Source organism: Amycolatopsis sp. lyj-346 (assembly GCF_046548975.1).
Lineage (GTDB): Bacteria > Actinomycetota > Actinomycetes > Mycobacteriales > Pseudonocardiaceae > Amycolatopsis.
Genome location: NZ_JAJPWT010000004.1, coordinates 12643 through 25348, shown reverse-complemented (window position 1 = coordinate 25348; position 12706 = coordinate 12643). Strand labels below are relative to the sequence as shown.

At 71.0% G+C, this 12706-nt stretch carries 14 protein-coding genes; 6 read left to right on the top strand and 8 right to left on the bottom strand.

Translation table 11 applies throughout. From position 1 onward, the window contains the following. The first annotated feature begins 1036 nt into the window (after positions 1 to 1036). On the top strand, positions 1037 to 1474 hold the full coding sequence (locus tag ACLJQE_RS15095) for a DUF485 domain-containing protein (protein WP_410639833.1): 438 nt from the start codon (positions 1037 to 1039) through the stop codon (positions 1472 to 1474). Beyond that, complete coding sequence (locus ACLJQE_RS15090; protein ID WP_410639832.1) at positions 1471 to 3063, top strand: cation acetate symporter; 1593 nt, start codon at positions 1471 to 1473, stop codon at positions 3061 to 3063. The genes ACLJQE_RS15095 and ACLJQE_RS15090 overlap by 4 nt, the downstream gene beginning before the upstream one ends. 6 nt (positions 3064 to 3069) lie before the next feature. Here the strand turns inward: ACLJQE_RS15090 and ACLJQE_RS15085 are convergent, their stop codons facing one another. Continuing rightward, positions 3070 to 3636, bottom strand: a complete 567-nt coding sequence (locus tag ACLJQE_RS15085; protein ID WP_410639831.1) for a TetR/AcrR family transcriptional regulator — start codon at positions 3634 to 3636, stop codon at positions 3070 to 3072. A gap of 135 nt (positions 3637 to 3771) precedes the next feature. On the opposite strand from ACLJQE_RS15085, the gene ACLJQE_RS15080 reads away from it, so the two are divergent. Further along, positions 3772 to 5214, top strand: a complete 1443-nt coding sequence (locus ACLJQE_RS15080) for an MFS transporter (protein ID WP_410639830.1) — start codon at positions 3772 to 3774, stop codon at positions 5212 to 5214. On the opposite strand, the gene ACLJQE_RS15075 is transcribed toward ACLJQE_RS15080, so the two are convergent. The 5 genes from ACLJQE_RS15075 to ACLJQE_RS15055 all read right to left on the bottom strand — a co-directional run bounded on the left by ACLJQE_RS15075 (position 5192) and on the right by ACLJQE_RS15055 (position 8029). Then, positions 5192 to 5533, bottom strand: a complete 342-nt coding sequence (locus ACLJQE_RS15075; RefSeq protein ID WP_410639828.1) for a DUF3817 domain-containing protein — start codon at positions 5531 to 5533, stop codon at positions 5192 to 5194. The two genes, ACLJQE_RS15080 and ACLJQE_RS15075, sit on opposite strands and share 23 nt — an antisense overlap. Before the next feature lie 13 nt (positions 5534 to 5546). Next, a complete protein-coding gene (locus tag ACLJQE_RS15070; RefSeq protein WP_410639827.1) occupies positions 5547 to 5942 on the bottom strand; it encodes a hypothetical protein in 396 nt (131 codons plus the stop codon). Positions 5943 to 5992: 50 nt separating this feature from the next. Next, positions 5993 to 6907: a lytic transglycosylase domain-containing protein gene (locus tag ACLJQE_RS15065; RefSeq protein ID WP_410639826.1), complete on the bottom strand. Its 915-nt coding sequence runs from the start codon at positions 6905 to 6907 to the stop codon at positions 5993 to 5995. A gap of 123 nt (positions 6908 to 7030) precedes the next feature. Further along, on the bottom strand, positions 7031 to 7513 hold the full coding sequence (locus tag ACLJQE_RS15060) for a helix-turn-helix transcriptional regulator (protein WP_410639825.1): 483 nt from the start codon (positions 7511 to 7513) through the stop codon (positions 7031 to 7033). A 360-nt stretch (positions 7514 to 7873) separates the two neighbouring features. Next, positions 7874 to 8029 (bottom strand): hypothetical protein, encoded by a 156-nt coding sequence (locus ACLJQE_RS15055; protein ID WP_176742160.1) that lies wholly within the window; start codon positions 8027 to 8029, stop codon positions 7874 to 7876. Positions 8030 to 8142: 113 nt separating this feature from the next. Between ACLJQE_RS15055 and ACLJQE_RS15050 the strand changes: the two genes are divergently transcribed. Continuing rightward, positions 8143 to 8916 (top strand): crotonase/enoyl-CoA hydratase family protein, encoded by a 774-nt coding sequence (locus ACLJQE_RS15050; RefSeq protein WP_410639823.1) that lies wholly within the window; start codon positions 8143 to 8145, stop codon positions 8914 to 8916. Positions 8917 to 9097: 181 nt separating this feature from the next. After that, positions 9098 to 9649, top strand: a complete 552-nt coding sequence (locus tag ACLJQE_RS15045) for a GNAT family N-acetyltransferase (protein ID WP_410639822.1) — start codon at positions 9098 to 9100, stop codon at positions 9647 to 9649. Here ACLJQE_RS15045 and ACLJQE_RS15040 read toward each other — a convergent pair. After that, positions 9646 to 10782, bottom strand: a complete 1137-nt coding sequence (locus ACLJQE_RS15040; RefSeq protein WP_410639821.1) for a CaiB/BaiF CoA transferase family protein — start codon at positions 10780 to 10782, stop codon at positions 9646 to 9648. The two genes, ACLJQE_RS15045 and ACLJQE_RS15040, sit on opposite strands and share 4 nt — an antisense overlap. Positions 10783 to 10793: 11 nt before the next feature. Then, positions 10794 to 11945 carry an acyl-CoA dehydrogenase family protein gene (locus tag ACLJQE_RS15035; RefSeq protein WP_410639820.1) on the bottom strand — a complete coding sequence of 384 codons (1152 nt, stop codon included), beginning with the start codon at positions 11943 to 11945 and terminating at the stop codon, positions 10794 to 10796. Between the two features lie 104 nt (positions 11946 to 12049). Here ACLJQE_RS15035 and ACLJQE_RS15030 point away from each other — a divergent pair, with 104 nt between their 5' ends. Next, entirely contained in the window at positions 12050 to 12667 is a 618-nt protein-coding gene (locus tag ACLJQE_RS15030; RefSeq protein WP_410639819.1) for a TetR/AcrR family transcriptional regulator, read from the top strand. The last annotated feature ends 39 nt before the right edge of the window (positions 12668 to 12706 follow it).

The following is a 12706-nucleotide window of genomic DNA, read 5'->3' as shown; positions in this document are numbered from 1 at the left end:
CCTGCAACGGTCACGTGAGTGACTCCCTGTCCGGCGTCATGGATCCGCGTCGGCGGCGGGGCGTCCCGGCTCGCGGCGGGCCGCCGGACGGCCGTGCCGTCCTTGCCCTGCCGCTTCCCCGGCGCCCTCGCTCGTCCCCGGCCGCCCCGCCGTCCGCGCGCCCGTCGCCGGGCAGGCACCGCCTCGTCCCGCGCCCGGGGCCCTGCCGCCCGGGACTATGCACGTGCACGTCGCAAGTTGCGTTGTGCACGGTGATCGAGATCAACTTTATCGGCGCCAATCGATCGCTGCGGTCAGCTGGGCCCAGGAATCGTACCCCCGATGCCGGGCCGGTCAATTGCGTTCCCCGTTCGGGCCCTGACCTGCGAAAAGTGCTTTCGCGACCGGACACTGGCCAAAACATTCCGCTGCACCACTCCCGAAGAGGGAATTCCGGTTACCGGATGCGTGGACCGGGCGCATCCGGCCGTCACCCGATTAGCCCAGGCAGGGTAGCAGCTTCCCTCGGTCGATCTACACTCCGTACCACCAACGGGTGGGTCAAGTCTCAAGATGTGCCCGATGTTGTGGCGTTGCGCAGCCACCTGCCCCGACCCGGTGATTTCTTTCGAAACCCGGCCCTGACCAGTGGATCTTAACCTTCGCGCCGCCCTCGACGCCACCCGCGGGCACTATCAAGTGCCAGAGTTTGCTACTTTCCGTAACTGTGTTGCCGGAACGACCAGCACCGTTAGCCCGTTCGCCTCAGCGCGGTGCAGTCCCGGCAACGTCCGGTCACAATTCTTTTCGACATTCCGGTCGTTCTTCACACCGCGTTGTCACCGGGTTGTCGCCGGGTTGTCCCCGGTCACCCATTCGACGCCGTCGACAGGAAAACGAATACCGCCTCCCGGACCGACCGGACGGTCCGGCCGCCTTCAGCGGCCGCCAGATGGCGTAGTTACGATGTGCCCCCGCAGTCCGCAAGGGCGGCCCGGCGCCCTGCCCGCAGGCGCCCCGGGGCCCGCCGCCACGGAGGCACCCCGCCGGAGGCACCATGTACGACGTAGCGCGGCCCGCGCCGGGCAACGCCCTCGAGGAGACGAGCCGGATCCCGGTCCTGCCCGCCGGGCCCGGCCCGGCCGGAGTCCCGCCCCACCGGACCGCCGCGCCCGCGGGCCCCGACTACACCGCGATCCAGGCCAGCCCGGAATTCGTCTCGCTGCGCCGCCGGTTCCGCGGGTTCGTCTTCCCGCTGAGCTTCGTCTTCTTCGCCTGGTACATGACGTACGTGCTGCTGGCCGCGTACGCGCACGACTTCATGAGCCGCAAGGTGTTCGGCCAGGTCAACGTCGCCATCCTGCTCGGCCTCGGCCAGTTCGTCAGCACCGCGCTGATCACCTGGCTCTACCTGCGCTACGCACGCCGGCAGCTCGACCCGCGGGTCGCCGAGCTGCGGGCGCGCGCGGGCCTGACGGAAGAGAAGCGCCGATGACCGCACTCGCCGCGGGTGGGCTGGCCGCCAGCGACCCCGTCGTCAACACCGCCGTGTTCGCCCTGTTCGTGGCGATCACCCTGTACGTCGTCTACCGGGCCGGCAGCCGGAACTCCTCGACGTCGGACTACTACGCCGCGGGCAGTGCCTTCACCGGCCGCCAGAACGGCATCGCGCTCTCCGGCGACTTCCTCTCGGCGGCGTCCTTCCTCGGCATCGCCGGCGCGATCGCCGTCCACGGCTACGACGGCTTCCTCTACTCCATCGGCTTCCTGGTCGCCTGGCTGGTCGACCTGCTGCTGATCGCCGAGCTGACCCGCAACACCGGCCGGTTCACGATGGGCGACGTCCTCAGCTTCCGGATGAAGCCGCGGCCCGTCCGGGCCGCGGCGGCGACGTCGACCCTGGTGATCTCCTTCTTCTACATGCTGGCGCAGATGGCGGGCGCCGGCGGCCTGGTCGCCCTGCTGCTCGACATCCACACCCGGCTCGGGCAGGCGCTGATCATCGGCGTGGTCGGCCTGGTCATGGTCCTGTACGTCCTGGTCGGCGGGATGAAGGGCACCACGTGGGTGCAGATCATCAAGGCCGGCGTGCTGATGCTGGCCGTGGTGCTGATCGCGGTGTTCCTGCTCGGGAAGTACGGCTTCAGCTTCTCGAACCTGCTCTCCGCCGCGACCGAGAAGAGCCCGCTCGGCGAGCGCCTCCTGGAACCGGGCGGCTCCTACGGCAAGGACGACACCACCAAGCTCGACTTCGTGTCGCTCGCGCTGGCACTGGTGCTCGGCCTGTCTTCGCTGCCCCACCTGCTGATGCGCTTCTACACGGTGCCGAACTCCCTGGAAGCGCGCCGTTCGGTGGTCTGGGCCACGGTGTGCATGCTCATCTTCTACGCGTGCACGCTGGTGATCGGCTTCGGCGCGGCCGCGCTGGTCGGCGCGGACGAGATCAAGGCCGCCCCGGGCGGGGAGAATTCGGCGGCGCCGTTGCTGGCGCTGCACATCGGCGGGACCCTGCTGCTGGGCGTGATCGCCGCGGTGGCGTTCGCGACCATCCTCGCGGTGGTGGCCGGGCTGACGATCACCGCGTCGGCGTCGTTCGCCCACGACGTCTACGCCAACATCTTCAAGCGCGGCAAGGCCGAGCCGGCGGACGAGGTCCGGGTGGCGCGGCTGACCGCGATCGTGGTGGGCGTGCTGGCGATCGCCGGCGGGGTGCTGGCGAACGGGCAGAACGTCGCGTTCCTGGTGGCGCTGGCGTTCGCGGTGGCGGCGTCGGCCAACCTGTCGACGCTGCTGTACTCGCTGTTCTGGAAGCGGTTCAACACCACCGGCACGCTGTGGGGCATGTACGGCGGCCTGATCGCGTGCCTGCTGCTGGTGCTGTTCTCGCCGGTCGTCTCGGGCGCCCCGGACTCGATCTTCAGGAGCATCGACTTCGCCTGGTTCCCGCTCAAGAACCCGGGCCTGGTGTCGATCCCGTTCTCGTTCCTGTGCGGCTTCGTCGGGACGCTGGTGGGCCGGCCGAAGGCGGACGCCCGGATGCAAGCGGAGATGGAAGTCCGCTCGATGACCGGCATCGGCTCCTGACCGCCGTCAGCGGCGCAGGCCGTCCAGGATCACGTTCAGCACGCGCTTGCCGTCCTCCGGGCTGCAGTTGCGGACGGCCATCCCGGCACCGTGGCCGAGGCGGAGGACGTCCGCGCCGACGACGTCCGGCCGGACCAGGCCGGCTTCCTGCGCCGCTTCGACGAGCACGCCCGTCGCTTCGCGCAGCCGCTTCTGGCAGTACTGGAAGGTCTCCGAGCCGGCGTCGATCGACTCCTTGAGGATCGTCGCGAGCTTGTGCCGTTCGACCACCCACGTCACCTGCCCGAGCAGCCACGCCTCGAGGGCCTCCCACGGCGGCAGTTCCTCGTGCAGGACGAACGCGCGGTCGGCGAGCACCGTGATCTCTTCGCGGTAGACCGCTTCGAACAGCTTCTCCCGCGTCGGGAAGTGCCGGTAGAGCGTGCCCGCGCCGACGCCGGCCGTCTTGGCTATGTCGTCCAGCGGCACGTCGGCGCCCTGGGTGGTGAAGAGGTCCTTCGCCGTCGCGACGATGCGTTCGTAGTTGCGCTTGGCGTCCGCGCGCATCGGACGCTCCGAGTCCGCACCCGGCATCCCGGCCTCCTCGCCACTTAACCGGAGAGATTCTCCGAATTCACTTGCGCATCCGGAGACGCTCTCCATATTATCGGATCACACCCAAGTGGAGAACATCTCCGCTTCTTCTCTTGCTCCTCGGGGGAGTATCTCTTGGCACAACAGACGCTCGACCGTGCGCCCACCCCGGCGTCACGCAGGCACCGCGGGCTGGTCCTCGCGATCATCCTCACCTGCCAGCTCATGCTCGTCCTCGACGCGACCGTCATGAACGTGGCCCTGCCGCGCATCCAGTCCGACCTCGGCTTCTCCGCCACCGGCCTGTCCTGGGTGATGACCGCCTACAGCCTGGTCTTCGGCGGCCTGCTGCTGCTCGGCGGCCGGGCGGGCGACCTGTTCGGACGGCGGCGCATGTTCGTCGCGGGCACCGTCGTGTTCACCCTCGCCTCCCTGGCCGGCGGCCTCGCCGACTCGGCCACGCTGCTCATCGTCGCCCGCGTCCTGCAGGGCGTCGGCGCCGCCATGGCGGGTCCGAGCACCCTGGCGCTGGTCACGACGACGTTCACCGAGCCCAAGGCCCGCGTCCGCGCACTGGCGCTGTTCTCCGCGATGTCCAGCGGCGGCTTCGCGATCGGCCTGATCGTCGGCGGCCTGCTCACCGAATGGATCTCGTGGCGCGCCGCGTTGTTCATCAACGTCCCGTTCGGCCTGGCGATCGCGCTGCTCGCCCCGCGGTTCGTGGCCGAACCCGAACGCCGCCGGGCGCACCTGGACCTGCCCGGCGCGGTCACCGGCACCCTCGGCGTCGGCGCGCTGGTGTTCGCCTTCACCCACGCGGCGTCCGGCGGCTGGGGCAACGCGGTGACGCTCGGCTCGCTCGGCGCCGGCCTGGTGCTGCTCGCCGGGTTCGTCGCCATCGAAGCCCGCGCCGCGCTGCCACTGGTGCCGCTGCGGCTGTTCGCCGACCGCAACCGCAGCGCGGCCTACGTCAACTTCTTCCTCGGGCCGATGGCGATGATGTCGATGTTCTTCTTCCTCACCCAGTTCATGCAGGACATCCGGCACTTCGCCGCGCTCGCGACCGGGTTCGCCTTCCTCCCGATGGCGGTGCTGATCTTCACGATGAGCCGGCTCGTGCCGCGGCTGCTCCCCCGCTACGGGCCGAAGCCGCTGGCCTTCACCGGCTCGATCCTGATGGTCACCGGCGTCGGCTGGCTCGCGCTGCTCACCACCGAAAGCACGTACTTCCCGGCACTGCTCGGGCCGCTGCTGCTGATGGGACTCGGCGGCGGGCTGTCGTTCGCGCCGCTCAACGTGATCGTGATGGCCACCGTGCCGAGCGAGGACGCGGGGGCCGCGGGCGGTGTGCTCCAGACGATGCAGCAGGTCGGCAGCACACTCGGGCTGGCCGTGCTGGTGACGGTGTTCGGCTCGGCGACCCGCTCGGCGGCCGCGGCAGGCACCACCGGGCCACAGCTGACGGTCGACGGCATGACGGCGGCGTTCGCCACGGCCGCGGTGTTCGCGGCCTGCACGGTGCTGGTGGCGCTGACCTTCCGCCGCCAGGCCGCGGTTACAGCTTCTGCCCGGCCTTGACCTTGTGCGTCACCCGGCGCTCGACGAGGAACGAGACGAACGGGACGCAGCCGGCCAGCAGCACGAGCACCGTGCCCTTGATCGACCAGCGGGCCTTGATCGCCAGGTCGATGGTCAGCGCCAGGTAGATCATGTAGAGGACGCCGTGGATCGGCGAGTAGACCGCCGACGGCGTCGCGTTGCCGAAGCCGTACCGCAGCACCATCACGAAGCACAGGCCGAGCAGGCCGACACCGGTGACGTAGGCGGCGGTGCGGAACCGGGCCAGGGGGCCGGCGAGCGGCACGGCTGTCCTGGCGCCTTCGGTGCTGGTGCTCATCGGGTCGTCGTCCTCACTCTGCGGCCTGCTGGTCGCGGGCGTTCAGCTCGCGCAGGTAACGGTTGTAGGCGGCCAGCTCCTCGTCCTCGTCCGTCAGCGGCGCCTGAACGGCGTCGGGGCGGGGACGGGGAGCGGGCACCTCGGGCTTCGCTTCCACCGGGGTTTCGGGCTCGGCCGCGGCCTTTTGGTTGAGCTTGCGGATCCGCCAGAACATGAAGGCGGGGAAGAGCCCGAACAGCGGCCACTGCAGGACGTAGCCGAGGTTCTGGAAGGTGCCGTTGGCGGAGGTGAAGCGGTCCCACTGCCACCAGGCGAGCCCGCAGCAGACGAGCAGGCTCACCAGGCAGGTCGCGACGATCGCGAGCCGCCGTCCCCACGGGGAGGCGGCCGGTGGCGGGGAAGCTGGCACGCTCCGACGCTAGCACTGACCGGCTGGGAGACGGCGCGCTGGCCCGGCCCTCAGCTCTGCTTGCGCGCCGCCTGCGCGGCCTTGGCGTACCCGTCCGCCAGACCGAACACCTTCTGCGCGTACTCCGTCGAGTTGTTGTACGACAGGATCCCCGCCCACCACCCGCTCGGGCCGGCCATGTCCCGCCCGCCCGCGCACAGGTACCGCGCCGCCGCCAGGGCCGCGTCGTCGATCTGCTGCGGGTCGCCGAGGCCGTCGCCGTTGCCGTCCGAGGCCCACTTGCGCCACGTTCCCGGGATGAACTGCATCGGGCCCACCGCCCGGTCCACCCCGGTGTCGCCGTCGTAGCGGCCGCCGTCCGTGTCGCCGATGGCCTTGACCCCGGCCGAGCCGTCCAACGGGACGCCGATGATCGGCTTGGACGGGCGGCCGTCGGCGCCGAGGACCGCACCCGCGTACTGGCCGTGGTTGGACTCGATGCGGCCGATGCCCGCGAGCGTGGCCCAGGAGATCTTGCAGCCCGGCTGGTCCGCGCGCATCGCCAGCTCCGCGTTGCCGTACGCCTGCAGGGCGCGCGCCGGGACGCCGGTGGCCGCGGCGACCTGGGCCGCCCACTGGGAAAGCGTCGCCGGGCCCGTCTCACGCGGGCGGGCCTGCTGCGGGCTCGTCTGCTGCTCGGCCCCGCCCGCCACCGCTCCACCGGCCGGGGCGACCGAGCCCGGCCGGACGTCGGCCGCCTGGACCTGGAGGGCGGGGATTTCGGTCGTGGTCGGGCTCGCCGCCGGCGTCGCGGCGCGGGTGACGAGCCAAATCCCGCCGCCGGCCACGGCCAGCACGGCGAGGACCACGAGCAGCCGGGTGAGCACGGCCACGCCCGGAGAGCGCGGTGCCGGTGCGGCGGGGGCGGCTTCTTCGGCGCTGGGGCCGATCGGGTCGTCCTCGGTCTTTCCGGTCCTGGTGCGCACGAAACTCCGGTCCTCCAGCGTGGTGTCGACGAACGGTCAACGAGCCCGCGCAGGTTAGCGTTACGCGGGCCCTTCCGATCGTCCCACCACACCGGGTCACCCGGCCGAGTGGAAAACGTCTCGTCAGGCGGACTTCTGCTGCCGCGCGAGCCGCGCCACGCACCACGCCGGGGCACTGCCGCGGCGCAGGTGCTGCAGGACGGTCATCGGCCCGAGCCGACGGCTCAGGTCGGACGGCGCGAGCCCGGCCGCCCGGTAGTCGAGGGCCCGCTGGTCGAGCGGGCTGATGCCGGCGTCCCACCACTCCTCGGCCTCGGCGACGCCGCCGACCATCTGCCACCAGCCCGCGGCGGCGGTGAGGAGCTCTTCGGGCACCTCCGGCAGCCGGCTGCGCATCGCGGCGAGGTAGCCGGGATCGGCCGACTCCACCGGGACGAACCGCGACTGCCCGGTCCGGGCACGCTGGCCGGGAATACCCGGAGCCTGCGCGGGGGCGTCGGCCAGCCACGCGGACGCGATGCGGTCGACCTCCTGCTCCTCGGGAGTCCTCCCGCGCTCGGCGGCCCACTGCCGGATCAACGCGTCCACTCCGGGATCTCCGGTCATCCCTGCCTCCTTGTAGGTCCCCGACGGACAGGGCCTGACGCCTGTCCCACGCGGCGGTGCCGCACGCACCAACCTGCACCTTGCTGAGTGGAAACTGCCTGCGTACCGGGGTTCTCCGGGGGGATGGCGAACCACCCGATCACGCAATGTGAGCACCGTAGGGCCGGGGTGGTCACCTTCGCCAGACCCCGGGTGCCACGAATTCGACGACCTGCGTGTTTTCGACCGCAATCCACCCGGATGGTCGAGCGTTGGGGCCCGGAATCCGGGATTGGTGACACGGAGTGATTTACCGTCCGTTAACACGCAGGGTAGTCATCGGCACCGCCCGTGGCGGTACCGGTACGGAGAAGCACCGGGTCAGGAGAAGAGCGCCCGGAAGAACGTGACGATCGCTTCGGCGCCGTCCTTCAACCAGCCGAGCACGCGGTGCACGAAGTCGGCGGACTGGGTGGGCTGGGTGATGAGCAGGAAGAGCACGAGCGCGACCACACCCACGATGAGAATCTTCTTCACGCCACCCGACATGCGCTTCCTCCCCGGCTCGCCGTCCCCGTCCTGGGAGTGGCCACCCCAATACTGTAGGGAAGGCGGGTACGGAAGACACCTCGATCGACCCAGGAGCGGCGATGTCCCGGAACGTGCTGGTGCGGCGGGACGGCGCGGTGACGACGATCACCATCGACCGGCCGGCGGCGCGCAACGCCGTCGACGGGCCGACGGCGGCGGAGCTGGCCGACGCCTTCCGCGCCTTCGACGCCGACCCGGACGCGGCCGTCGCGGTGCTGACCGGAGCCGGCGGCGCGTTCTGCGCGGGTGCCGATCTCAAGGCCATCGGCACCGGCCGGGTGAACCGCACCCACCCGGACGGGGACGGCCCGATGGGGCCCACCCGGATGACCCTCGGCAAGCCGGTGATCGCGGCGGTCTCCGGGCCCGCCGTCGCGGGCGGGCTCGAGCTGGCCCTGTGGTGCGATCTGCGGGTCGCGGACGCCACGGCGGTGTTCGGCGTGTTCTGCCGCCGCTGGGGCGTCCCGCTGATCGACGGCGGGACGGTGCGGCTGCCACGCCTGATCGGCCAGTCGCGGGCGATGGACCTGATCCTCACCGGACGGCCGGTCGAGGCCACCGAGGCCTTCGAGATCGGCCTGGCCAACCGGCTGGTCCCGGCGGGCGAAGCGCTGACGGCGGCGCAGGAGCTGGCCCGGCAGCTGGCGGCGTTCCCCCAGGCCTGCCTGCGCGGCGACCGGCGTTCGGCACTGGCGCAGTGGGGCGAGGCCGAAGAGGACGCGCTGGCAGCGGAGTTCGCCGCGGCCGTGGGCACCGGCGTCCTGGCGGCGGAAGCGGTCGAAGGCGCGGCCCGCTTCGCCGGCGGCGAAGGCCGCCACGGCACCTTCACGTGACCCAGCGCCCCAAGGTGGCCTTCGGTGCGTTGAACGCACCGAAGGCCACCTTGGGTGCGTTCAACGCAACCAAGGCCACATTGGGGCGCTCGGGGACCGCTGGGTCACGGGCGATGCCTCTAGCGAGCTGTCTTGCGCAAAGCCGTCCCGGTTCCGGTCAAGTGGCCGATAAGGTCTCCGGATGGACGACGACGGTGCCGGTGTGGAGCTCCGGCCGGTGGCCGAAAGGGATCTCGAGCTGCTGGAACGGCTGACCAACGATCCCGTCGCGACCGGCGAGCACCAGTGGTTCGGCTGGCACGATCCCGGCTACCTGCGCCGCCGGTGGCTGGAGACCGGGATGCTCACCGCGGAGACCGGCATGCTCGTGCCGACGCTCGGCGGCCGCGTCCTCGGGCTCGTCTCCTGGCACCGCAGCCGGACCGGGCCGACGTCCTACTGCTGGAACGCCGGTCTCGTCCTCGTCCCCGAAGCGCGTGGCCACGGCTACGGCACCGAAGCCCAGCGCCTGCTCGTCGGCTACCTCTTCGCCCACACCCAGCTCAACCGGGTCGAAGCGACGACCGAGGTCGGCAACCGCGCCGAACAGCGCTCGCTCGAGAAAGCCGGCTTCACCCGCGAAGGCGTGCTTCGCGGGTACAGCTTCCGAGACGGCGAGTGGCGCGACCACGTCATCTACTCGGTCGTGCGCTCCGACCTGGCGAAGAGCTCTGGAGAAGAGCTGAAGCGCTAGGCGATCACCCCCGCCGCGCGCAGGGCGTCCAGGTCCGTGACGCCCAGTTCGGCGAGCACCGCTTCGGTGTCGGATCCCTTGGCCCGCGGTGCCTCCGGCGTCGACGGCGGCGTCCGGTCGAACCGCGGGGCCGGGGCCGGCTGGACCATGCCGCCGATCTCGACGAACGTGCCGCGCGCCGCGTTGTGCGGGTGCGCTGCCGCCTCGGCCGGTGACAGCACCGGGGTCAGGCACGCGTCGGTGCCTTCGGCGCGCGCGACGAGCTCGTCGCGCGTGTGCTTGGCGATCGCCCCCGCCACGATCTCGCGGAGCCGGGGCCACTGCGTCTTGTCGATGTGCAGCGGCAGTTCCGCCGGGTCCAGTTCGAGGACCTTGACGAGCTCGCCCCAGAACCGCATCTCGATCGCCCCGACGGCGACGTACTTGCCGTCCGCGGTCTCGTAGGTGTCGTAGAACGGCGCGCCGCCGTCGAGCATGTTTTCGCCGCGCTCCTCGGACCAGAGCCCGGCCGCCTTGATGCCGTGCAGGCTCGTGGTGAGCAGCGCGGCGCCGTCGACCATCGACGCGTCGACGACCTGGCCGCGGCCGGACGTGTTCCGCTCGTACAGCGCGGCCAGGATGCCCATCGCCAGCAGCAGCCCGCCGCCGCCGAAGTCGCCGAGGAGGTTCAGCGGCGGCACCGGACGCTCGCCCGCACGCCCGATCGGTTCCAGGGCACCGGCGATGCCGATGTAGTTGATGTCGTGCCCGGCGGCACGGGCCAGCGGCCCGTCCTGGCCCCAGCCGGTCATCCGGCCGTAGACCAGCCGCGGGTTCCGGGCGTGCACGACGTCCGGGCCGAGCCCGATCCGCTCGGCGACGCCCGGCCGGAAGCCCTCGATGAGGACGTCGGCGGTGTCGCACAGCTTCAGCACCAGCTCGACGCCATCGGGGGTCTTGGTGTTGATGCCGGCCGACCGGCGGCCGCGCGCGAGCGGGTCGGTCTGGATGCCGAGGACGTCCTCCCCCGGCTGCGCGCGGTCGACGCGGACGACGTCGGCGCCGAGGTCGGCGAGGATCATCGTGGCGAACGGCCCGGGCGCGAGCCCGGCGAGTTCGACCACCTTCAGGCCGCCGAGCGGACCTGCCTTCATAACGGGTCCTTTCAGAGCGAGCGGGAGATGATTTCCTTCATGATTTCGCTGGTGCCGCCGAAGATCCGCGAGATGCGGACGTCGGCCCACGCCCGCGCGATCGGGTACTCGGTCATGTAGCCGTAGCCGCCGAAGAGCTGCACGCAGTCGTCGATCACCTTGTTGACGCGCTCGGTGGTCCACAGCTTCGCCATCGCCGCGCCCTGGACGTCGAGTTCGCCCTTGAGGTGGCGTTCGATGCACTGGTCGAGGAACGCCCGCGCCACCGCGGCTTCGGTGGCCGCCTCGGCGAGGGTGAACTTGGTGTTCTGGAAGGAGAAGATCGGCCGGCCGAACGCCGTGCGCTCCTTGGTGTACTCCAGCGTGAGGTCGACCGCGGCCTCCAGCCCGGCCACCGCGGTGACGGCGATGATCAGCCGTTCCTGCGGCAGCTGCAGCATCAGCTGGACGAAGCCCTGGCCCTCGGCGTCGCCGAGCAGGTTGCCGGCCGGTACGCGGACGTCGTCGAAGAACAGCTCGGCGGTGTCCTGGCCCTTGAGCCCGACCTTGTCGAGGACACGGCCGCGGCGGAAGCCCGGCGTGTCCGTCTCGACCACGATCAGCGAGACGCCCTGCGCGCCCGCGTCCGGATCGGTCTTGCACGCCACGACCACGAGGTTGGCGTGCAACCCGTTGGTGATGAAGGTCTTCGCGCCGTTGAGGACGTAGTGGTCGCCGTCGCGGACCGCCCGCGTCTTGATGCCCTGCAGGTCGGAGCCGGTACCGGGCTCGGTCATCGCGATGGCGCCGACCATCTCGCCGCTGGCCAGCTTCGGCAGCCACTCGCGCTTCTTCTCTTCCGAGGCGTAGGCGAGCAGGTAGTGCGCGACGATTCCATTGTGGACGGTAACGCCCCACGCGCTGTCGCCGGCGCGTGCCTGCTCCTCGTAGAGGACGGCTTCGTGGGCGAAGGTACCGCCACCCCCGCCGTACTCCTCGGGGATGGACAGGCAGAGCAGGCCGACGTCGCCCGCCTTCGTCCACAGCTCGCGGTCGACCTTCTTCTCCGCCGCCCAGCGTTCCTGGTGCGGGACGGCTTCCTTCTGCAGGAACGACCGCGCGAGTTCGCGGAGGTCGTCGAGCTCGGTCGTGCTCCACGAGCTCTTCGGCAGTTGCAGTGGCACGGGGACCCTCCTGCTGGGCAGTGCTGGCAAACATGACGATCGGCATGTAAGTTCTGACCGGAATGTACATCCGTACCGCCCGTGGGTAAAGCAGGGAGGCCGCGGTGACCGAGACGACCCACCGGACTCAGGCGCAGCGGCGGGAGCAGACCCGCACGGCACTGCTCGACGCCACCATCGAGTGCCTGGTCGAGGTCGGCTACGCACGCACGTCGGTGCAGGAGATCTGCGCCCGTGCAGGCGTTTCGAAGGGCGCGGTGCAGCACCACTTCACCGCGAAGGCCGAGCTGATGGCGGCCGCGGTCGAGCACCTGACGACGAAGCTGCGTCGCCAGCTCGCGAAGTCGCTCGAAGACCTGCCGGGCGGCGGCAAGGGGGTCGCCGCCGCGATCGACCTGCTGTGGGCCGGCTACTCCGGCACGCTCTCGACCGCCGTCACCGAGCTGTGGGTCGCCGCCCGCACCGACCCCGAGCTGCGCGCGGCCATCCGCCCGGTCGACCGCGCGCTCGGCCGTGCCACGCTCGAGCACGTCACCCAGGTCGCCGGCGAACTGCCGCCGGAACGCGCGGAAATGCTGTTCTGGCTCACCGTGAACCTCACCCGCGGGCTGGCGCTGGACGCCGAGCTCGGCGGCGACCCGAACCGGCGACGGCAGCTCCTCGACGAGTGGAAGCGCATCGCCGTCCTGCTCTACCAGGACGCCACCACTGCGCCGAGCTGACCAGCGCGACGCCACCAGGGTGTTTTGCCCCTTATCCGC